The sequence below is a fragment of the Novosphingobium sediminis genome (assembly GCF_007991615.1).
In the GTDB taxonomy this organism is placed as follows: domain Bacteria; phylum Pseudomonadota; class Alphaproteobacteria; order Sphingomonadales; family Sphingomonadaceae; genus Novosphingobium; species Novosphingobium sediminis.
In genome coordinates, this window is record NZ_BJYR01000005.1 from 133,711 (window position 1) to 155,145 (window position 21,435).

The window sequence follows — 21,435 nt, forward strand, 5'->3', positions numbered from 1 at the left end:
GCGCCGCATGACGCTCATCATCGATCATGATCGGGCCGGCGGCTATTGGGGCGCGGTCTATGTCTTTACCGCGGTGAAGGGTCTGCAGGTCATCATCGATGGCCCGGTGGGCTGCGAGAACCTGCCCGTCACTTCGGTTCTGCATTACACCGACGGCCTTCCGCCGCATGAACTGCCCATCGTCGTCACCGGCCTTGGCGAGGAAGAACTCGGCAAGACCGGCACCGAAGCAGCCATGCGCCGCGCGTGGAAGACGCTCGATCCGGAGCTTCCGGCGGTCGTCGTGACCGGCTCGATCGCCGAGATGATCGGCGGCGGCGTGACGCCGGGCGGCACCAATATCAAGCGCTTCCTGCCGCGCACGATCGACGAGGATCAGTGGCAATCGGCAGACCGCGCGCTCAGCTGGCTGTGGAGCGAGTTCGGCCCCAAGACCATGCCCGCCCCCAAGGCGCGCAAGGAAGGTGAGAAGCCGCGCGTCAACATCATCGGCCCGGCCTACGGCATGTTCAACATGGCCTCGGACCTCGCCGAAGTGCGCCGTCTGATTGAAGGCCTCGGCGCCGAAGTGAACATGGTGTTCCCGCTGGGCTGCCACCTTGCCGATATCCGCCGCCTTGCGGATGCAGATGCCAACGTCTGCCTCTACCGCGAGTTCGGCCGCAACCTGTGCGAAGTGCTGGAACGGCCTTATTTCCAGGCGCCGGTCGGCCTCACCTCCACCACGCGCTTCCTCGAAGCACTTGGCGCCTCGCTGGGTCTTGATCCCGAGCCGTTCATCACGCGCGAGAAGCACACCACGATCAAGCCGCTGTGGGATCTGTGGCGCTCGGTCACGCAGGACTTCTTCGGCACGGCAAGCTTCGGCATCGTGGCGAACGAAACCTACACCCGCGGGATCCGGCACTTCCTCGAGGAAGACATGGGCCTCCCCTGCGCCTTCGCGTTTTCGCGCAGCGCGGGCGTGAAGCCCAAGAACGAGGACGTGCGCGATGCGATCCGCGCCGGTGCGCCGATGGTCGTGTTCGGCAGCTACAACGAGCGGATGTACCTGGCCGAATGCGGCGCGCGCAGCATCTACATCCCCGCCAGCTTCCCGGGTGCGGCAATCCGCCGCCACACCGGCACGCCCTTCATGGGCTATTCCGGTGCGACCTACCTGATCCAGGAAGTGTGCAACGCGCTGTTTGACGCGCTGTTTCACATCCTCCCGCTTGCCACCCAGCTCGATGCTGTGCCGGCAACCCCGGCGCGGCTCCACCGCGAGCTGCCGTGGAGCGACGAGGCCAAGGCCCGGCTCGACGAACTGGTCGAGGCGCAACCGGTCCTTATCCGCATCTCCTTTGCCAAGCGCCTGCGCGACGCGGCTGAAGCTGCCGCACGCCGCGAAGGCGAAAGCGAGGTCAGCGCCGACCGGCTGGCCGACGCCCTGCTTGGAAATGCTGCGCCATGACCCGCGCAGAACCCCTTTCCCGCCCAGCGGGTAACCCCATTCCCTCGGTTTCGGCCGTTGGAATATCGCCGGGGGGCGATCGCCGCCTCTCGCTTTGCACGTCAATACTGGAGATGCAGATATGAGCGATGATCGCATGGGGCTCAGGACCTACCTGACGCCTGAAGAAGCCAAGGAATTCCACAAGCTGTTCATGAGCGGCTTCATTGGCTTCACCGCTGTGGCCGTGGTTGCCCACTTCCTCGTGTGGAACTGGCGCCCCTGGATTTCGTAAGAAATCCACCGTCACAACACCACGTTTGGCCATAACGGCCACCCGGCCTTTTTTTGGCCGAACCTGAACGACCGCGCCACTATGGCGCATTCACAAGGACAGATACCATGTGGAGAGTCTGGCTTATTTTCGATCCGCGCAGGGCCCTCGTGGCGCTTGCTGCGTTCCTGTTTGTGCTGGCAATCGTGATTCACTTCATCCTGCTCAGCACGCCTCGCTTCAACTGGCTCGACGGCCCGCACACCGCGGCTCCGGCAGCCGCAGCCGCGGCCGCGGCGACGCCCTGACCACCTGCAAGGCAAGAGGCGGCATCCCACCACTAGTGGACATGCCGCCTCCGGCACTGCCGGGGGGAACCGGTTGATTTTCCACGTACTTGTGCCCGCCAGGCTTGGGCGGGGGAGGATAGAGCCATGGCGCTCCTCAGTTTCGAGCGAAAGTATCGCGTGCGCGGAGGCACGTTGATCGGCGGGGACCTTTTCGACTTTTGGGTCGGCCCGTTCTACGTTGGCTTTTTCGGAGTGATCACGGCGATCTTCGCCTCACTCGGAACGGCTCTCATTCTCTACTGCGCCTCGCAGGGCGGCACGTGGAACCCGTGGCTGATCTCGATCGCGCCGCCTGACCTCAAATACGGACTAGGGTTTGCGCCCTTGGCCGAAGGCGGGTTCTGGCAGGTGATCACGGTCTGCGCGATCGTTTCATTCGTCTCCTGGGCGCTGCGCGAGGTAGAGATCTGCCGCAAGCTCGGCATGGGCTATCACGTGCCCATCGCCTTCGGCTTCGCGATCTTCGCCTACGTTTCGCTGGTGGTGATCCGTCCGGTTTTGCTGGGTGCCTGGCACTTCGGCTTCCCCTACGGTATTTTCAGCCACCTCGATTGGGTGTCGAACACCGGCTACCAGTACCTGCACTTCCACTACAATCCGGCGCACATGCTGGCGGTGAGCTTCTTCTTCACCACCTGCCTCGCGCTCGCATTGCACGGCGCGCTGGTGCTCTCCGCGGTCAACCCGAAAGAGGGCGAGACCGTGAAGACCCCGGAATATGAGGACACCTTCTTCCGCGATCTGATCGGTTACTCGATCGGCACTCTGGGCATCCACCGCCTGGGCCTGCTGCTGGCGCTCAACGCCGGCTTCTGGAGCGCGGTCTGCATCATCATCAGCGGCCCGTTGTGGACCAAGGGCTGGCCTGAATGGTGGAACTGGTGGCTCAACCTGCCGATCTGGTCGTGAAGGAGGACTAGCCATGGCTTACCAGAATATCTTCACCCAGGTTCAGCTCAGTCATGCCCCCGAAATGGGCATCGAGATGAAGCCCGGCAGTGATCCGCGCGGCACCGCCGTCGCCTTCAACCACCTCTTCGGCCGCTTCGGTCAGGCCCAGCTCGGCCCGATCTACCTCGGCTGGACCGGTCTGCTTTCGCTCCTCTGCGGCTTCACCGCGTTCGAGATCATCGGTCTCAACATGATGGCCTCGGTGAACTGGGATCCGATCCAGTTCGTGCGCATGCTGCCCTGGCTCAGCCTCGAGCCGCCGGGGCCGGAGTACGGCTTCTCGCCCATCGTCCCGCTCGCCAAGGGCGGCTGGTGGATCATGGCCGGCATGTTCCTGACGCTCTCGGTCCTCCTCTGGGCGATCCGGACCTACCGCCGGGCCCGCGCTCTTGGCATGGGCACCCACGTGTTCTGGGCGTTCATGTCGGCGATCTGGCTGTTCCTCGTGCTCGGCTTCATCCGGCCGATGTTCATGGGATCGTGGTCCGAGGCGGTGCCTTTCGGCATCTTCCCGCACCTCGATTGGACCGCCGCGTTCTCGATCCGCTATGGCAACCTGTTCTACAATCCGTTCCATGCCCTTTCGATCGCCTTCCTCTATGGCTCGACCCTGCTCTTCGCGATGCACGGCGCAACCATCCTGGCAGTCGGCCGGTACGGCGGTGAGCGCGAGATCGAACAAATCACCGATCGCGGTACTGCATCGGAGCGCGCTGCCCTGTTCTGGCGCTGGACCATGGGCTTCAACGCCACGATGGAATCGATTCACCGCTGGGCCTGGTGGTTCGCCGTGCTGACCACCCTCACGGGCGGCATTGGCATCCTCCTCACCGGCACCGTTGTCGACAACTGGTACCTGTGGGCGCAGCAGCACCACTACGCACCGGCTTATCCCTCCACGGGGGTCGTCGACCCGGCATTGGGGAGCAAGTGACCATGAAACCGAACCTCATGCTGCGCCTCGGCGCGGTGGTCATCGGGGCAGCGCTGCTCAGCGCCTGTCAGCTCGGGACCAAGTCCACAAAGCAGGAAGGCTATCGCGGCACCGGCATGGATCAGATCACGCTCGCTGCGGCGAGCAAGAAGATCGATCCGATCAATGTCGTGCCGCCGCCGCCCTATGATCCGCCCAAGCCGGGTGGCCGTCCCGCCAAGGAAGCCTACCAGAACGTTCAGGTTCTGGGCGACATCTCGGAAGACGAGTTTGGCTATACGATGGCGGCGATCACGCAGTGGATCGCGCCGGAGCAAGGCTGCAACTACTGCCACAACCCGGCCAACATGGCCTCCGACGAGCTCTACACCAAGAAGGTGGCGCGCCGGATGCTGCAGATGACCCGGAACATCAACACGGGCTGGACCCAGCACGTGAAGCAGACCGGTGTGACCTGCTATACCTGCCACCGTGGCCAGGCCGTGCCGACCGAAAACTGGGCACTGCCGGCAAAGGGCAACGAGGAAACCATCCTCGGCAACCTCCACGGCCAGAACAAGCCGGTGATCGCAACGGCCTATTCGTCGCTGCCGAACACCGCGTTTGCCAAGTACCTGCTCGACAGCAACTCCGCTCCGATCCGGGTGCAGACGACCTACAGCCATCCCTCGAAGTATCCGGCCACGGCCAACAAGACCACGACGATGGAAGCTGAAGGCACCTACAGCCTGATGATGCACACCTCGACGGCGCTCGGCGTGAACTGCACGTTCTGCCACAACGCCGGCTCGTTCCAGGCCTGGAACATGAGCACCCCCAAGCGCGTGGGCGCCTATTACGGCTACCGCATGGTGCGTGACATCAACGGCCAGTACATCGGCTCGCTCGCCAGCGTGTTCCCCAAGCACCGCTTGGGCCCGCAGGGTGATCCGCTGAAGGTGAACTGCGCGACCTGCCACCGCGGCATCAACAAGCCTCTGGGCGGTGTCTCGATGGTCAAGGACTACCCGGCCCTGCGTCCGGCGGGTCCGATGGTCACCGCTGCGGCGGCCCCGGCCCCGGCGGCGGCACCGACCAAGATGCCGTAAGGCAAACCAACACCCCCGCGCACGCAACCGGCGCGGATTACCTGGCCCCTGCGGTTCCACGGAATCGCGGGGGTTTTCTTTTGGGTGGCGAGGTGGTTGCGGGCGCCGGGCCTGACCGATTGCCCACCCCAAAACCCTCCCGCAGGCGGAAGGGGATCCGCGACCTCATTGCCGACATCGCGGCGGGGGTGCATATCACTTCGCAAGAGGGAGCGGGCCATGAGGAAGAGCGGGACACTTTGTGCGGTGGCGGCCATTTTCCTCGTCGGAGGATGCTCGCTGCACCAGAAGGCAGACGTCCGCGCGATCGAGGAAGCGGCGCACGGCGGCTACGTCGCCGCGATCAACAGCAACGACGTCGACTCCTTGATGGCCGATCTCACCGATGACGTGGTCTACCAACTGCCGGGCTCACCCGAGATCGCTGGAAAGGTGGCGGTGCGGAAATGGGTCAGCGACTATTTCGGCGCATACCGGACGAAATGGGAAAAGACGTCCATCGGCTTCACGGTGAACGGCGATTGGGCTTTCGAGCGCTACACCTATAAATCGACGGACACCGACAGGAAAACCGGTGCCGTCACGACCGACGTTGGCAAAGGCATCAATAACTTCCACCGCGGTTCAGACGGGAAATGGCGCGTCGCCGTTGATGGATGGAGTTCGGACAAGGCGGCACAATAGACAGGGGGCGCACTTGCGGCGCCTCTGCTGCCTAGCGCCCACTCCCCCGCCGCAGCAGATCCGCCAGATGGACCGGGAAGGAAGCCGCGAGCGGTAGCGCAATCCACGGCCAGCTCGCGCCGACCAGTGCGGCGCGCAAGCCCAGCATCATGCAGGCGCCGGGGAGCAGCAGCAGGGCGACATCGATGGCGGGACGCCCTGCCCTCAGCAGGATGAGTGCCTCCACTGCGAGCACGACGAGGATCAGATCGGCGGCATGGCCGCTGGCGAAGAGGGCGGTGAGATCGGGCATCACATGGACTGCACCGTTGCGCGAACACCCTTCGTCCTTCGACAAGCTCTGGATGAGCTCAGGGTGAGCGGGGTTGTTGTAGGGACCGTCCCGATCAGAACGGCCCGTTGAGCTGGATCACCTGCCAATTGAGCGCGCCGGCGATCGAGACCCAGGCAAGATAGGGCAGCAACAGCGCGGCGGCGCTGCGCGAAAAGCGCACGCAGGCAATGATCAGGACAACGATCGAAACCCACAGCACGGCCAGCTCGATCATCGCCCAATCCGGATGGCGCAGCTGGAAGAACAGCACCGTCCAGCTGACATTGAGCGCACCGTTGAGGGCGAACAGGCCGATCAGGGTATCAGCAGAGCGGCTGTCTGGCGCGGCACGCCAAGCGGTGACGCCGGCGGCTGCGATGAGGGTGAAGACCACCATCCAGATGAGGCCGAAGGCCGGCGGCGGCGGATTCCAGCTTGGCAGGTTGAGCGACTGGTACCAGCCGGTCGTATCCGTCATCGTGCCGCCTACGCCGGCGACGACTGTCGCGGCGATGGCGGCAATGGCAATCGGGAGGCCCCAGGGCCTGCTCCCCTTCGAAAGGCTCAAGGGTGTGCTGCCCTGAGACCAAGAAGATGCGCGGTATCCTTGAGGAAGATCCTGAGGTGTGCGAGCGGATCGGCGCGGACCAGCTTCTTGTTCATGTAGGCCTGCCAGGTCAGGCGCTGCACATCGGGATCTGCGCACATCGCCACGAACCGTTCGCGGCGCTTGTCGCTGGAATACCAGAAGTATTGCATGATCCCGAGGATCCAGAACACGCGGCCATGTTCCTTGAGGAAGGTGCGGCGCGCGGCCCTGAGGGCGCTGGGCTGGCCGGTGGCGAGGAACTGGTGCGCCGCGTTCGCCACATGGCGCCCGCAGGTCATCGCATAGTAGATGCCCTCACCCGAAGCCGGCGCGACCACCCCGGCGGCATCGCCCGAGACGATGACATCGCGCCCGTTGTCCCAGCGTTTCAAGGGCTTCAAGGGAATGGGGGCGCCTTCGCTGCGCACGGTTTCACAGGTATCGAGGCCCATTTCGCGGCGCATGTTCGCAACCGACCCACGCAGCGAGAAGCCCTTGTTGGCGCTGCCGACGCCGATGCTGGAGGTTTCGCCATGCGGGAAGACCCAGCCATAGAAATCGGGCGAGACGCGGCCCTGATAGATCACATCGCAGCGCGCGGGATCGAACCCGTGGTCATTCGCGGGCGGCGACTTGATGATCTCGTGATAGGCGAACACGCATTTGACGTTCTCGCCGCCGGGCAGGCTATCGCGCGCGACGCCGGAACGGGCACCATCCGCGCCGACGACGAGGCGGGCGCGTACGCGCATGTCCGGCCCGGTGCGGCTTTCGCGGTAGACGACGACAGCGCCTGCGGCCCCATCCCGCTCGATGCGTTCGAACGTGCCGGTGCGGCGTTCGGCGCCGACTTGCGCGGCGCGGTTCCTGAGCCATTCATCAAACACATCGCGATCGACCATGCCGACATAGCCGATTTCGCCGACGGGCATGTCCACCGCGCGGTCTGACGGGGCCACCATGCGCGCAGCCCTTGCGCGGGCGACGAGGAGGCTGTCCGGGATGGCAAATTCTTCCATCAGGCGCGGGGGGACCGCGCCGCCGCAAGGCTTGATGCGGCCCGCGCGGTCAAGCAGCAGCACCGAATGGCCCATGCGCGCGAGATCCGCGGCGGCAGTGGCTCCGGATGGGCCACCGCCCACGACCACGACATCGAAATCGATCTTGCTCATGCTTCCGCCTCCCGGAATTTCACCGCCGCGCCTTGCCCCGCAATGCGCCCCTTGATCCGTACTGCCATCACCGCCGCGGCCATGAACAGCATGGCCTCAACTGCAAATATCGACTGGAATGCGCGGCCATCGCTTTCGGCGTGCCGCGCGAGATCGACGCCGATTGCGCCGCTGAGACCGCCGAGCCCGAAGGCAATGCCCTGCGCGGCGCCCCAGACGCCCATGCGCAGGCCGGTATCAGCCTTGTTGCCTTCACCCGCGAGGCTCATCATCGCACCGATGGCCGAGACGGCGAACACGCCGTTGGCAAAGCCGAGCACGCCGATATTGGCGGCGAGCGGCCAGCCGGGTCCAATGCCGGCGCCAACCGCAAGCCCAGCGAGCGCGAGGGCCGAGCCAACGCAGCCGGCTGCAATCCAGCCGCGCAGTTCACCGGCGGCACGGCCGGCAAAAGCGCTTCCGCCCAGCCCCGCGACGATCATGCCGAGCAGGACGCCGCTATGCTGGACGGCGGAGAGCGACGTGGACTGCGCAGGCGTCATGCCGAAGACGATCCCGGCGAAAGGTTCGAGGATCAGATCCTGCATCGAATAGGCAAGCATCGAGAGGAACACGAACACGGTGAACCGGCGTGCAGCGGTCTCGGCGAAAACGGCGCGCAGAGCGTCGCCGAGGCTGGCTTCGCTGGCGGGTTCGGGGGCGGCGGCGGTCTGCACGCCGCGTTCAAGCCGGAAGGTGGCGAGGAGAGTGAGCACAAGGGCGGCCAGCGCTATGCCACCGGAAACCTTCACCAGTTGCACCCACGAGAACGGTTCGAGCAGTGCGCCAGCGGTTCCGGCGGAGATCACGATGCCCATGACCATCATGATCCAGGTGACCGCCGCGGCAGCCGCGCGGCGCTGCGGTGCGACACCGGCGGCGAGGAGCGCGAGGAGCGAAGTGCCGGCAGCGCCAACACCCGCGCCAATCATAATAAAACCGAGGAGAAGCAGCGCATTGGCTGGCAACGGAGCAAGCGGGAGCGCAAGCACGGCAAGCATCCCACCGAGACCGAGCACCGCGATGCCGCCAATGATCCACGGTGTGCGCGCATGGCCGCGGTCAGAACCGTGACCCCAGACGGGGCGCGCGAGCTGGACGGCATAGTGCAGCGCGACGAGGCCGGCAGGGACTGCGGCGGCCATGCCATATTCGACAACCATCACGCGGTTGAGCAGCGAGGTGGCCAGCATGACGACCGCGCCGATCGATGCCTGCACCAGCCCGAGGCGGATAATCGAGAACCAGCCGAAGCCCATCACCAATGTCCGCCAAGTCCGCCAGCAGCTGCCAGCATGCCGAGTACGTAGAGCGTGACGCCCGTGCCGCCGTACCACGGTGCGCGTGCGGCAGGGTCGGCGATAAGCTTTGGCATCAGCGCGAACTGCACGGCGAGCACGCCCGCGACAATGGCCGCGGAGAGCATCAGGCCGTGCTGCACGAGGTAAACCGCAACGATCACTTGCGCGAGCGCCATGACAGCGCAGGCCAGCAGCGCCGCATTGCGCACGCCCAGCACGACCGGGAGCGAGCGCACGCCCGTCTGGCGATCACCTTCCACCGCCTTGAAATCATTGAGCGTCATGATGCCGTGGGCGCCAAGGCTGTAGAGCACGAGGACGATCAGCACCGGGGTTGGCGGCAGGGTGCTGGTCATCACGGCGGCGCCGGTGAACCAGCTGAGGCCTTCATAGGTGAGGCCGACGAGCATGGGCCCCCACCAGCCGCTCGCCTTGAGGCGGAAGGGCGGCGCGCTGTAGGCCCAGGCGGAGGCGAGGCCGACGAGCGTCGCAACCATGACCCAGATGCCGAGCGCCGCGCCAACCGCAAAGGAGATGACCGTGCCGACACAGGCGATCCCGAGCCCCCAGCGGCCGGGGATGCGGCCGGAGGGGATCGGGCGGTTCGGCTCGTTGATGGCGTCGACGTGACGATCGAACCAATCGTTGATGGCCTGACTGTTGCCGCAGACCAGAGGCCCCGCCAGCAAGCCGCCTGCGATGATCGGAAGCCAGTGGCCCGACGCCGGTTGGCCCGATGAAACGACACCGCACATGAAGGCCCAGATCGGCGGAAACCACGTGATCGGCTTCAAGAGCTCCAGCACGTCTCGCGGGGCGGGACGGCGAACGGTGGGAGCCATCGAACGGGCCGAAGTGGCAGGCTGCGTCATACCTCGGAGGGTATGGTTGACACCCACAAGTGTCAATTGATTCTTACACTTGCGTGAGAAACGCTATTCGCTCTCGCCCACGAGATTGCCGAGCCCATAGCGGTGCAGCTTGGAATAGAGGCTCTGGCGGCTGAGGCCGAGAATTTCGGCAGCAGAAGCGCGGTTGTCCGAGGTGTAAGCGAGCGCGGCTTCGATGCAGAGGCGCTCGATCAGGTCCGTACTCTCGCGGACGATTTCCTTTAGCGAGGCGCGGCCGACGAGTTCGGTAAGCTGTTCGACCGAGCGCGGCAGATCGAGCGGCGTGGGCGGCAGATCGCGCAGGCGGCGGCCGATCTCGCGGATCGCGAAACCGTAGCAAGGATTATCGCCCGAAGTCCGCACAGCTGAAAGCTCGACCGGCTCTTCCAGTTCGGAATCGCGGGCGCGAACGACCGTGCTGACGTTGCGGGCGAGGCCGTACTTGGTCAACTGGCCTTCGATCAGATCGAGATCGATGCCGGGACGACCGACGAATTCACCGAGCGGACGGCCGCGGATCTGATCGAGCGACGCCGCACGCGCAAGCTCGAGGAACGCGATGTTTGCCGCGATGATCCGCATATCGGAATTAGCGACGACGAAGGCATCGGGCATGCGCTCCACGATATCGAGCAGCGTTGCGGCGCCTTCGGTGTTGCGCGCGTGCCCCGTGCTCAGCCGGACGAGCAGATAGCGCCCACCGAGCTGGCGGAAGCCTGTGGCCGAGATGGTTAGTTCCTGCCGCGCCCGTTCCAGCTCGACCGTCAGCGGCGAGACTTCGGACGTTGTCAGCACAGCGCCGAGATAGGCGATCAGCGCATCGCGCGAACCGCGCGAGACGAGGCCGGAAAGCTTGGAACCGACAAGACTGCCGGGCCGCGCTTCGAGCACGGCATGCGCCGCCGGATTTGCTTCCTGAATGCGCTGGCTGTCCGCCTCGACAAGGAGGACGGGTTCCGAAGACAGATCGAACAGCAGCCGGTAGCGCGTTTCGATCTGGCGCAAGCGCATGTAGTCCCGCTCAAGCGACTGCTGCGCCTGAAGGAGACGCTGCTGAAGCACGACAGCATTGCGCATGTCGCGCCCGACCGCGATCAACTGCCTGCTGCCATCGAGGCGGATCATGAGGTAGCGGACCGGAATATCGCCGGCCGAACTGGTATGGTTGATCTGGCGCCAGCGATTGCTTGCATCACCATGTTCGGTGTGCAGCATGTCCTTGACCTTGCTGCGGCTTTCAACGGTTACCGTGGCGTCGAAGTGCTGACCGATCCAGCTGTCGCACCCCGGAAAATCCTGCCGATTGGCAGCGACATCGAGGATATGACCTTCCGGATCAAGTGCCAGCGTCACGTCCCCCGCGGCAAGCACGAGGCGCATGGCATCGGCCGGGCTGATGCCATTGAAAGCGGACTCCGACCGATTGAACGGCGTTTTGTCCGCAAGGGAGCGTTCGGGTTCTACCACGGTGGCGACCGGCCCTAGCCGGCGTTCACGGTCCGGTGCGTGGCCGCGCCGACCAGACGGTTGGCGAGAGCGAGCGCTCCGGGTGCGTCAGCCGCAGAGCCATCCGCACCGGCTTCGAGAGCCATCGCCGGATTGCCGTTCACTGCATGTCCTCCCACCAGAATACTCACATTTTGGCACATGGACACGCTGCGGATCGCCTTGATCGTTCTTGCGAGGGACTCGGTAGTCACATCACAAGATACGGTCAAGCCGACGAGATCGTAGGATTTGTTGGCAACCTTGGCGACAAGCTGGCGCATATCGGGAGAGACGAGCACCTAGCTGTCCCACGCGGCGCGGACGAAGACTTCGTGCACCATGGTCGCGCCGAAACTGTGCTGTTCGCCGGGCATGGGCGAAAACAGCGCCCGGCGCGGAGCGCTGATCGGGCCGGTGACGATCGGGCTGCCCCAAGCAATCTCGCGCATCACTTCCTGAAGGCGCCAGAGGCCGATGGTGACATCGAGAAAATCGCAGAGATCCTCTTCCCACAGGACGCCGAGGCGGCGTGCAGCAGGTGCCAGCAGATCGACGAAAATGGAATCGATGCCGACCCCGCGGGCGATGTACTCTTCGACATGGACGAGCAGTTCGTCTGCCTGAAGTGTCAAGGGAAGCGACGAGAAGAGCGCAACATCTTCGGGGGTGATCAAGCCGCCGCCGGCGCTTGCGGCGATCCGGCCCGGGCGCATGCGGTGCGCCACCAGAAGCTGGGGGATGATCTCACCTTCGATGAGCGTGCTGATCGCAGAGTTTGAATTGGATCGCTGCGGGCGCCTGGAGCTGCCGCTGCGACCATTGCCGCTGCTGCCACCGCCACTGCTTCCCTTGCGGCGACCGGTTACAGGTACGCCGGTGTGTTCTTCGTACGCAGCGCCGGGATCCGCCTTCCGGCCTCCCTGACCACCCTGTGGCCCGCTTTTGCCAACCGCCAAGTCCATGTCAGACTCCCCCCGCCTGCCGCGGCAATGAAGCCGCGTGGGGATAGTGGTTAAAGACACTCCGACTCTGTCCCGTGCGGTAGAGGTACGCCCATTGTCAGACCTTGGCAAACCCCATCATGTCAATTTTTCTTGTCGTCCAATTTGATTGACAGTTTGTTCGAACGAGTCGTAAGCTGCCCGTTGCGAAGAGGATGGGACGCACCAAATGTCGGAAGCTCGTACGACAGCGCTGCGCGGATTCGGGTCCGGATCGGACCACCGCCGGAATGCTCGCGGGCCTGTCCGGCAAGTCCGCCCGCTTTACACCCCTGAAGAGCAGCAACGGCGTGACAATACGCCGTGGACGCTGGTTCAGGGACTGCTCGCACCGTTCCAGTTTCTGGTCTTTCTGGTCAGCCTGGTGCTCGTTCTGCGCTGCCTGCTGACGGGTGACGGCGCCTTCGCGGCAGACCTCTCGGTGATCGCCAAGACGCTCACGCTCTATACGATCATGGTCACCGGCTCGATCTGGGAAAAGGTCGTCTTCGGCAAGTGGCTCTTCGCCCCGGCGTTCTTCTGGGAAGACGTCGTCTCGATGCTCGTGATCGCGCTGCACACGGCCTATCTGGTCATGCTGCTGGGCAAGATCGGTACAGTGGAAGCGCGGCTGACCGTCGCGTTGGCAGCTTACCTCACCTACGTCGTCAACGCCGCACAGTTCCTGCTGAAGCTCCGCGCCGCGCGGTTGCAGCGAGCTGCCGCATGAGCCCCGCCCAAGCATCTGCAATCGCGGCAAGCCCGCGTGACGGCGCCCTCGAAGTGCTGCGCGAACGCGGCCAGCGCGAAGTGTTCTGTGGGCTGACCGGGATCGTCTGGCTGCACCGCAAGATGCAGGACGCGTTCTTCCTCGTCGTCGGATCGCGCACTTGCGCCCACCTGCTGCAGTCGGCGGCCGGCGTGATGATTTTCGCCGAACCGCGCTTTGCCACTGCGATCATCGAGGAACGCGACCTTGCCGGGATGGCCGATTGCCACGCCGAGCTCGACCGCGTGGTCGAGCGGCTGCTGGCCCGCCGCCCGGAAATCCGCACGCTGTTCCTGGTGGGCTCCTGCCCGTCCGAGGTCATCAAGCTCGATCTCGGAAATGCCGCGCAGCGCATCGGCGCGCGGCACCTCAAGGGCGAGAACGGCTCTGAGGGCGTGCGCATCCTCGCCTATTCGGGCAGCGGGATCGAGACGACCTTCACCGAAGGCGAAGACGCCTGCCTCACCACGCTCGTACCGGAAATGCCTGCCGAAGCGCCAGGCGCGGCGCAGTCGCTGGTCATGGTCGGCACGCTGCCCGATATCGTCGAAGACCAGTTCCTGCGCCTGTTTGCCGAGCTGGGTATCACCAATGTCGGCGTGCTGCCCGCGCGGCGCGCCGGGGCGCTGCCGGTGGTTGGGCCGAACACGCGTTACCTGCTTGCGCAGCCGTTCCTTGGCGAAACCGCACGCGCGTTGGAAGACCGGGGCGCGGTGCGCATTGATGCGCCCTTCCCCTTCGGCGCAGACGGCACGGCGGCATGGCTCAGCGCCGCTGCAGCAGCCTTCGGCATCGACGAGATGCACGTCAACCGCGTGATCGCGCCGGGCCGCGAACGCGCCAAGCGCGCGCTGGAGCGCTATCGTCCGGCGCTGGAAGGCAAGCGCATCACCTTCCTGCCGGATTCGCAGCTGGAAATCCCGCTCGCGCGGTTCCTTGCCACTGAACTGGGCATGATCCCGGTCGAAGTGGGCACGCCCTACCTCCACCGCGCGCATCTTGCCGCCGATCTGGCCCGCCTGCCCGAGGGTACGCGGATCAGCGAGGGGCAGGATGTCGAGCGCCAGCTGGACCGCGTGCGCGCCGATCGGCCCGATCTTACCGTCTGCGGGCTTGGCCTCGCCAATCCGCTGGAGGCCGAGGGCCTTTCAACCAAGTGGTCGATCGAACTGGTGTTCTCGCCGGTTCACGGCTTCGATCAGGCGGGTGACCTCGCCGAACTGTTCGCCCGGCCGCTGCGCCGCCGCGACGTGCTGAGGATCTAGGCCCATGCAGCTTGCCGTCTGGACCTATGAAGGACCGCCGCATGTCGGTGCCATGCGGGTCGCGACGGCGATGCGCGGGGTGCACTATCTGCTGCATGCGCCGCAGGGCGACACTTACGCGGACCTCCTCTTCACGATGATCGAACGGCGCTCTGCGCGCCCGCCGGTCACCTACACCACGTTCCAGGCGCGCGATCTGGGCAAGGATACCGCAAGCCTGTTCCAGAACGCCGCGCGCGATGCGGTGGAGCGGTTCCAGCCGCAGGCGCTGCTGGTGGGCGCTTCGTGCACCGCCGAACTGATCCAGGACGATCCGGCCGGTCTTGCCGCGAACATGAAGCTGCCCTGTCCGGTGATCCCGCTCGAACTGCCGAGCTATCAACGCAAGGAAAACTGGGGCGCGGCAGAGACGTTCTACCAGATCGTGCGCCACCTGGCGGACACGTCGGTGCGGCCTGCCCCGCGTGAAGGCCGCCGCCCGTGCGTGAACCTGCTCGGCCCTGCCGCGCTCGGCTTCCGCCACCGCGACGATGTGCGCGAGATCCGCCGCATTCTCGATCTGCTGGGCATCGACGTCCACCTCGTCGCGCCGCTGGGTGCAAGCCCTGAGGATATCCGCACCATCGGGGCGGCGGATTTCAACATCGTCCTCTATCCCGAGATCGGCGACGAGGCCGCCCGCTGGCTCGACAAGACCTTCGCGCAGCCGGCAATCCGCACTGTTCCCATCGGTGTCGGCGCGACGCGCGCATTCATCAACGAAGTCGCCGCGCTGGCCGGGGTCGATCCGGCCCTCGCGCTTGATGATCCCTCGTCGCGGATGCCGTGGTGGAGCCGTTCGGTGGACTCGACTTACCTGACCGGCAAGCGCGTCTTCATCTTCGGCGATGCGACCCATGCCGTCGCCGCTGCGCGGATCGCGCATGAGGAACTGGGTTTCACCGTCTGCGGGCTCGGCTGCTACAACCGCGAGTTCGCCCGCGATATCCGCATCGCGGCCAAGGAATACGGCGTCGAACCGCTGATCACCGACGATCACCTGACCGTCGAGGAAGCCATTGCCGCCGCGGCGCCCGAACTGGTGCTGGGCACGCAGATGGAACGCCATATCGCCAAGCGGCTGGGCGTGCCCTGCGCGGTGATTTCCTCGCCCGTCCATGTGCAGGATTTCCCGGCGCGCTTCAGCCCGCAGATGGGCTTTGAAGGCGCCAACGTGATCTTCGACACCTGGGTCCACCCGCTGGTCATGGGGCTGGAAGAGCACCTCCTCACCATGTTCCGCGACGACTTCGAATTCAGCGATGCGGCGGGGCCCTCGCACCTCCATGGCCACAGCAAGCCCGAGCCGGTGCTGGCGCCCGCGGGCGATATCGTGATGACGGCGGAAGCGGCTCCGGCCGCCGAGGGCGATCTCGGCTGGACCGCAGAGGCGGAGCGCGAGCTGCGCAAGATCCCGTTCTTCGTGCGCGGCAAGGCCAAGCGGAATACCGAGAAGTACGCGGGCGAAATGGGTCTCGCCGCGATCACGCTCGAGACGCTCTACGATGCGAAGGCGCACTATGCGCGGTAAGGCGCCCTTTGCCCCCACGCCGGATGTGCCGGTGCGCGTTGTCGTCATCACGCTCGACAACCACCTTTCAGGCGCCTTCAGCCGCGCACAGGCCCAGTTCGCCCGTACGGGCACGGGCGTCACCATCGGCTTCCACGCGGCGGCCGACTGGGAAGAGAAGCCGGGCACCCTGGATGCCGCGCGCGCCGATATCGCCCGCGCCGACATCATCCTGTGCACGATGCTGTTCCTCGAGGACCATATCCGCGCGGTGATGCCCGCGCTGGAAGCCCGCCGCGAGGATTGCGACGCGATTGTCGGCCTGATGTCTGCCGGCGAAGTGGTCAAGCTCACCCGCATGGGTGACTACCGCATGGACAAGCCCGCCACGGGCATGATGGGCCTGCTCAAGAAGCTGCGCGGATCGGGCAAGCCGGGAGCCAGCTCGGGCAAGGGCCAGATGGCCATGCTGCGCCGCCTGCCCAAGCTGCTCAAGTACGTGCCCGGCACCGCGCAGGACGTGCGCGCCTATTTCCTGACGCTGCAATACTGGCTGGCTGGCAGCGACGACAACGTGGTGGACATGATCCGCGCGCTGATCGACCGCTATGCGAGCGGCGCACGCGCAGGGCTTCGCGGCGCGATGAAGGCGGAAGCCCCGCGCGAATATCCCGAAGTGGGCGTCTATCACCCGGCGATGACCCCGCGCATGGCGGCAACCGCAGCGGCGCTCCCCGCCACCGCGACGGCGGGCAAGCGCGGCACGGTCGGCCTCCTCATGCTGCGCTCCTATGTGCTCGCCAAGGACGCGCGGCATTATGACGGCGTGATTGCGGCGATGGAAGCGCAGGGCCTCAGCGTGATCCCGGCCTTTGCTGGCGGCCTTGATGGCCGCCCGGCAATCGAGGCGCTGTTCATGAAGGACGGCAGGAGCATCGTCGATGCGGTGGTGAACCTGACCGGTTTCAGCCTCGTCGGCGGCCCGGCCTACAACGATACGGCGGCGGCCGAGGCGATCCTCGCCAAGCTCGACCGGCCCTATATCGCTGCGCATCCGGTGGAATTCCAGACGCTGCAGGCCTGGGGCGCAAACCCGCAAGGGCTGCTTCCGCTCGAATCGACGATGATGATCGCGATCCCTGAGCTTGATGGCGCGATCCAGCCGATGGTCTTCGGCGGCCGCGCCGATGGCAGCGGAGAAGCCTGCACCGGCTGCGCCAAGGGCTGCACCTTCGCCGGATCCGGGGTTGCCGGCGTCCGCCAGATGGAAAGCTGCGCCGAGCGGGCCGAAGCGCTTGCCGGGCGCGTGGTGAAGCAGATCGACCTTGCCCGCGCGGCAGCAGCAGAGCGCCGGATTGCAGTCGTGCTGTTCAACTTCCCGCCGAACGCCGGTGCGGCAGGCACCGCGCAATTCCTCAGCGTGTTCGAATCGCTCCACGCAACGCTGCGGCGGCTGGCTGCGGAAGGCTATACGGTCGAAGTGCCCGAAAGCGTGGACGCCCTGCGCGAGGCGATCCTGATCGGCAATTCGGCGCGCTATGGCACCGAGGCGAACGTCCACACACGGATCACCGCGGACACGATCGTTTCGCGCGAGACATGGCTCAAGGACATCGAGGCTTCGTGGGGCCCCGCCCCGGGCAAGCTGCAGTCTGACGGCAGCGCGGTGCAGGTGCTGGGCGCGCAGTTCGGCAACGTGTTCGTCGGCATCCAGCCCGCCATCGGCATCGAAGGCGATCCGATGCGCCTACTGTTCGAGGGCCGCTTTGCCCCGAGCCACGCGTTTGCGGCGTTCTACCGCTGGCTGCGCGAAGATTTCCGCGCCCATGCCGTGCTGCATTTCGGCACGCATGGCAGCCTTGAATTCATGCCCGGCAAGCAGACCGGCCTCACCGCACAATGCTGGCCGGACCGGATGATCGGCGATCTGCCGAACGTCTATCTCTACGCCGCCAACAACCCTTCGGAAGGTGTGCTGGCAAAGCGCCGCTCGGGCGCGACGCTGGTGAGCTACCTCACGCCTGCCCTCACCCGCTCGGGTGTCTACAAGGGGCTGGCCGACCTCAAGGCTTCGGTCGAGCGCTGGCGTTCGCTGCCTCCGGGCGATGAACAGGCCGGGCTGCTGGCCGAACTGATCGCGGAACAGGCCGAAGCGCTGGATCTCGATGGCAGCGATGTGCCCGCCCTTGCCGCGCGGCTCTATGAAATCGAGCGCGAGCTGATCCCGCAAGGGCTGCATGTGGCCGGTGCCGCCGCGAGCCGCGAGGAGCGCATCGACATGGTGCGCGCCTCCGCCGAAGCGCGCGGTGAGCCGCTTTCGGGCCAGACCGCAGAACTGCTGGTCGATGGCCGGTTGAAGCTCGATACGCCGCTGCTCAAGGACATGGCCGCGCTGAACACGGCGCTTTCCACCAACCATGAACTCGATGGCATCGTGCGCGCGCTGGCGGGCCGGTTCGTGCGCCCCGTCTCTGGCGGTGATGTGCTGCGCGCGCCGGAAATCCTGCCGACCGGGCGCAATATCCACGGCTTCGATCCGTTCCGCCTGCCATCTGCCTTCGCGGTGAAGGACGGCGCTGAGCAGGCGAAGAAGCTGATCGAGCGCAGCCTCGCCGATAGTGGCCACCTGCCGCAGACCATCGCGATGGTGCTGTGGGGCACAGACAACCTCAAGAGCGAGGGCGCGCAAATCGCGCAGGTCCTCGCGCTGATCGGTGCGCGCCCGCGGTTCGATAGCTACAGCCGCCTTGCCGGGGCCGAACTGATCCCGCTGGAAGAGCTGGGCCGTCCGCGCATCGATGTGATCGCCACGCTTTCGGGCGTGTTCCGCGACCTTCTCCCGCTGCAGACCCGCATGCTCGCCGAAGCCGCGCTGCTGGCGGCGAGCGCCGACGAACCGGTCGAACTCAATTTCGTGCGCGCTCACGCCCTCGCCCATCAGGACGAGCACAAGTGCGACTTCGAAACCGCAGCGCTGCGCGTGTTCTCGAACGCGCAGGGTGCCTATGGCGCCAACGTCAACCTGATGATCGACAACGGCGCGTGGACCGATCCTGACGAGCTGGCCGACAGCTTCGAACGGCAGAAGGGCTATGCCTACGGGGTGAAGGGCGTGCCGATCCGGCAGGCCGCGATCCTCGCCTCGGCGCTCAAGACGGTCGATTGCGCTTACCAGAACCTCGAAAGCGTCGAACTCGGCATCACCACCATCGACCAGTATGTCGATGCGCTGGGCGGGATCAGCCGCGCGGTGACGCGGGCCAAGGGCGGCGAAACCGCACCGGTCTACATCGGCGACCAGACGCAAGGTTCAGGCAAGGTGCGCAGCCTGCAGGAACAGGTCGCGCTCGAAACCCGCACCCGCATCCTCAACCCCGTGTGGCAGGAAAGCCTGCTGCGCCACGGTTATGAGGGCGTGCGCGCGATCGAAGGCCATGTCACCACCACGATGGGCTGGTCTGCCACCACCGGCGAAGTCGATCCGTGGGTCTACCAGCGCATCAGCGAGACTTACGTGCTCGACGCCGCGATGCGCGAGCGCATGGCCGCCCTCAATCCGCGCGCTTCGGCCCGCGTTGCCAACCGTTTGCTCGAAGCGGTCGACCGCCAGTTCTGGTCGCCCGACGAAGCCACACTCGCAGCCCTCCACGCCGCCAGTGACGAGCTCGAGGACCGCCTTGAGGGGATTCTCCCTTCAGGCGCGGCCCCCGCGCCCGTCTCAGCCGTCGCGGCATAAAGGAAACAACGCATGGCACTTCTCGATCCCCCCGTCCGAAAGCCTGATGGAGACGGGTCGGTGCAAGTCCGGCTCGACCCCGCAGACCGCATCGGCAATGCCAAGGTCTTTGCCGTCTACGGCAAGGGCGGCATCGGCAAGTCCACCACCTCGTCGAACCTCTCCGCCGCGTTCTCCATGCTCGGCCACCGCGTGCTGCAGATCGGCTGCGATCCCAAGCACGATTCCACCTTCACGCTCACCAAGAAGCTGATGCCGACGGTGATCGACGTGCTCGAAACAGTGGAGTTCCATTCCGAGGAACTGCGGCCCGAGGACTACATGTTCGAAGGCTTCAACGGCGTGATGTGCGTCGAGGCAGGCGGCCCCCCGGCGGGCACCGGCTGCGGCGGCTATGTGGTTGGGCAGACGGTGAAGCTTTTGAAGCAGCACCACCTGCTGGAAGACACCGACGTCGTGATCTTCGACGTGCTGGGCGACGTGGTCTGCGGCGGCTTTGCCGCCCCGCTCCAGCATGCCGAGCGTGCGATCATCGTGACCGCAAACGATTTCGACAGCATTTTCGCGATGAACCGCATCGTCGCAGCCATCAACGCCAAGTCGAAGAACTACGACGTGCGCCTTGCCGGCGTGGTTGCCAATCGCTCGGCGGGCACGGACGAGATCGACCGCTTCAACGCCGCCACCGGCCTCAAGCGCCTCGCCCACTTCCAGGATCTCGACGAGATCCGCCGCTCGCGCCTCAAGAAGTGCACGCTGTTCGAAATGCCGGACAGCCCGGAAGTGATCAAGGCGCGCGAGGAATACCTCAATCTCGCCCGTACGCTCTGGGCCGGGGCGCCCGCGCTCGATGCGCTGGCGATGAAGGACCGCGATATCTTTGATTTCCTGGGGTTTGAATGATGGCAACGCGCGCATCTTCCGGCTTTGAGCATCATCGCTCGCGCTTCGAGGCGCAGCGCGACAAGCTCACGACCTACTTCGACAGCACTGCCCGCAAGGCATGGATCGACCTGACCTCGGACACCAAGGTCAGCGGCATCCGCGCAACCGTACGCGCGGGCCGCGATGCGATGCGCGAAGTGCTGCTGAGCTGGCTTCCGCATGACCTGCGCCGCTGCCGGGTGCTCGATGCCGGGTGCGGCACGGGTACGCTCAGCGTGCTGGCTGCGCGGCGCGGGGCCGAAGTCGTCGGTGTCGACGTGGCGGGCGGCCTCGTTGCCATCGCGCGCGAACGCTGCCCCTCGTTCCTTGGCCATGGCCGCATCCACTGGCGCGTGGGCGACATGCTCGATCCCGCGCATGGCCGCTTCGACCACGTCGTCGCGATGGATTCGCTGATCCACTACCGGCCGGAAGACATCGTCGCGACGCTCGTTTCGCTTGCCGAGCGGTGCGATGGCTCGATCGTGTTCACCCACGCCCCGTCCACCCCGATGCTGCGCGCGATGCACACCACCGGGCTGCTGTTCCCGCGCAGCGACCGTGCCCCCGCAATCGTGCCGGTGCGCGAGGCAGACCTCATCGTGATGATCGAGGAGGCGCTGCCCGGCTGGCATGTCGGCCGCACCCAGCGGATCGGCAGCGGCTTCTACATCTCCAACGCCCTCGAACTGGTGCGCGACTGACCC

The 21,435-nt window shown here is 65.6% G+C and carries 21 protein-coding genes; 13 read left to right on the top strand and 8 right to left on the bottom strand.

Annotated elements, in window-relative coordinates:
• Positions 1-7 precede the first annotated feature (7 nt).
• The 7 genes from bchZ (at position 8) to NSE01_RS03910 (ending at position 5,713) form a co-directional block, all read left to right on the top strand.
• A complete protein-coding gene (bchZ, locus tag NSE01_RS03880) occupies positions 8-1,453 on the top strand; it encodes a chlorophyllide a reductase subunit Z (protein ID WP_147158309.1) in 1,446 nt (481 codons plus the stop codon).
• 121 nt (positions 1,454-1,574) lie between these two features.
• Positions 1,575-1,727 carry a light-harvesting antenna LH1, beta subunit gene (gene pufB / locus NSE01_RS03885; RefSeq protein ID WP_147158310.1) on the top strand — a complete coding sequence of 51 codons (153 nt, stop codon included), beginning with the start codon at positions 1,575-1,577 and terminating at the stop codon, positions 1,725-1,727.
• Between the two features lie 107 nt (positions 1,728-1,834).
• Positions 1,835-2,014 (top strand): light-harvesting antenna LH1, alpha subunit, encoded by a 180-nt coding sequence (gene pufA, locus NSE01_RS03890; RefSeq protein WP_067908623.1) that lies wholly within the window; start codon positions 1,835-1,837, stop codon positions 2,012-2,014.
• A gap of 126 nt (positions 2,015-2,140) precedes the next feature.
• Positions 2,141-2,965 carry a photosynthetic reaction center subunit L gene (pufL, locus tag NSE01_RS03895; RefSeq protein WP_147158311.1) on the top strand — a complete coding sequence of 275 codons (825 nt, stop codon included), beginning with the start codon at positions 2,141-2,143 and terminating at the stop codon, positions 2,963-2,965.
• Between the two features lie 13 nt (positions 2,966-2,978).
• A complete protein-coding gene (gene pufM, locus NSE01_RS03900; protein ID WP_147158312.1) occupies positions 2,979-3,941 on the top strand; it encodes a photosynthetic reaction center subunit M in 963 nt (320 codons plus the stop codon).
• Positions 3,942-3,943: 2 nt separating this feature from the next.
• Positions 3,944-5,029: a photosynthetic reaction center cytochrome PufC gene (pufC, locus tag NSE01_RS03905; protein WP_218033242.1), complete on the top strand. Its 1,086-nt coding sequence runs from the start codon at positions 3,944-3,946 to the stop codon at positions 5,027-5,029.
• Between the two features lie 219 nt (positions 5,030-5,248).
• Positions 5,249-5,713, top strand: a complete 465-nt coding sequence (locus NSE01_RS03910) for a YybH family protein (RefSeq protein ID WP_147158313.1) — start codon at positions 5,249-5,251, stop codon at positions 5,711-5,713.
• Between the two features lie 31 nt (positions 5,714-5,744).
• Here NSE01_RS03910 and NSE01_RS03915 read toward each other — a convergent pair whose 3' ends face one another.
• The 8 genes from NSE01_RS03915 to NSE01_RS21855 form a co-directional block, all read right to left on the bottom strand.
• Positions 5,745-6,005: a hypothetical protein gene (locus NSE01_RS03915; protein ID WP_147158314.1), complete on the bottom strand. Its 261-nt coding sequence runs from the start codon at positions 6,003-6,005 to the stop codon at positions 5,745-5,747.
• 94 nt (positions 6,006-6,099) lie between these two features.
• Positions 6,100-6,594, bottom strand: coding sequence for a TspO/MBR family protein (locus tag NSE01_RS03920; protein ID WP_246135016.1), 495 nt, complete (start codon positions 6,592-6,594; stop codon positions 6,100-6,102).
• Positions 6,591-7,787, bottom strand: coding sequence for a geranylgeranyl diphosphate reductase (locus tag NSE01_RS03925; RefSeq protein ID WP_147158315.1), 1,197 nt, complete (start codon positions 7,785-7,787; stop codon positions 6,591-6,593). Before NSE01_RS03925 ends, NSE01_RS03920 begins: the two co-directional genes overlap by 4 nt.
• Positions 7,784-9,085, bottom strand: a complete 1,302-nt coding sequence (locus tag NSE01_RS03930) for a BCD family MFS transporter (protein ID WP_147158316.1) — start codon at positions 9,083-9,085, stop codon at positions 7,784-7,786. The genes NSE01_RS03925 and NSE01_RS03930 overlap by 4 nt, the downstream gene beginning before the upstream one ends.
• The gene (chlG, locus tag NSE01_RS03935) at positions 9,085-9,969 is read right to left on the bottom strand and encodes a chlorophyll synthase ChlG (protein ID WP_147158317.1); all 885 of its coding nucleotides are present in this window, start codon (positions 9,967-9,969) and stop codon (positions 9,085-9,087) included. Before chlG ends, NSE01_RS03930 begins: the two co-directional genes overlap by 1 nt.
• Before the next feature lie 93 nt (positions 9,970-10,062).
• On the bottom strand, positions 10,063-11,484 hold the full coding sequence (gene ppsR, locus NSE01_RS03940; RefSeq protein ID WP_147158318.1) for a transcriptional regulator PpsR: 1,422 nt from the start codon (positions 11,482-11,484) through the stop codon (positions 10,063-10,065).
• 14 nt (positions 11,485-11,498) lie between these two features.
• Positions 11,499-11,804 carry a cobalamin-dependent protein gene (locus NSE01_RS03945; RefSeq protein ID WP_147158319.1) on the bottom strand — a complete coding sequence of 102 codons (306 nt, stop codon included), beginning with the start codon at positions 11,802-11,804 and terminating at the stop codon, positions 11,499-11,501.
• Complete coding sequence (locus NSE01_RS21855) at positions 11,805-12,218, bottom strand: hypothetical protein (protein WP_147158320.1); 414 nt, start codon at positions 12,216-12,218, stop codon at positions 11,805-11,807. It abuts the gene before it with no gap.
• A gap of 457 nt (positions 12,219-12,675) precedes the next feature.
• On the opposite strand from NSE01_RS21855, the gene bchF reads away from it, so the two are divergent.
• The 6 genes from bchF to bchM are packed head-to-tail and all read left to right on the top strand — an operon-like array spanning position 12,676 to position 21,432.
• The gene (bchF, locus tag NSE01_RS03955) at positions 12,676-13,215 is read left to right on the top strand and encodes a 2-vinyl bacteriochlorophyllide hydratase (protein WP_147158321.1); all 540 of its coding nucleotides are present in this window, start codon (positions 12,676-12,678) and stop codon (positions 13,213-13,215) included.
• The gene (locus NSE01_RS03960) at positions 13,212-14,519 is read left to right on the top strand and encodes a ferredoxin:protochlorophyllide reductase (ATP-dependent) subunit N (RefSeq protein ID WP_147158322.1); all 1,308 of its coding nucleotides are present in this window, start codon (positions 13,212-13,214) and stop codon (positions 14,517-14,519) included. The genes bchF and NSE01_RS03960 overlap by 4 nt, the downstream gene beginning before the upstream one ends.
• A gap of 4 nt (positions 14,520-14,523) precedes the next feature.
• The gene (bchB, locus tag NSE01_RS03965) at positions 14,524-16,089 is read left to right on the top strand and encodes a ferredoxin:protochlorophyllide reductase (ATP-dependent) subunit B (RefSeq protein ID WP_147158323.1); all 1,566 of its coding nucleotides are present in this window, start codon (positions 14,524-14,526) and stop codon (positions 16,087-16,089) included.
• Positions 16,079-19,804, top strand: coding sequence for a magnesium chelatase subunit H (locus NSE01_RS03970; RefSeq protein WP_147158324.1), 3,726 nt, complete (start codon positions 16,079-16,081; stop codon positions 19,802-19,804). Before bchB ends, NSE01_RS03970 begins: the two co-directional genes overlap by 11 nt.
• A 12-nt stretch (positions 19,805-19,816) precedes the next feature.
• Positions 19,817-20,707, top strand: coding sequence for a ferredoxin:protochlorophyllide reductase (ATP-dependent) iron-sulfur ATP-binding protein (gene bchL, locus NSE01_RS03975; RefSeq protein ID WP_147158325.1), 891 nt, complete (start codon positions 19,817-19,819; stop codon positions 20,705-20,707).
• Positions 20,707-21,432 (top strand): magnesium protoporphyrin IX methyltransferase, encoded by a 726-nt coding sequence (gene bchM, locus NSE01_RS03980; RefSeq protein WP_147158326.1) that lies wholly within the window; start codon positions 20,707-20,709, stop codon positions 21,430-21,432. The genes bchL and bchM overlap by 1 nt, the downstream gene beginning before the upstream one ends.
• The last annotated feature ends 3 nt before the right edge of the window (positions 21,433-21,435 follow it).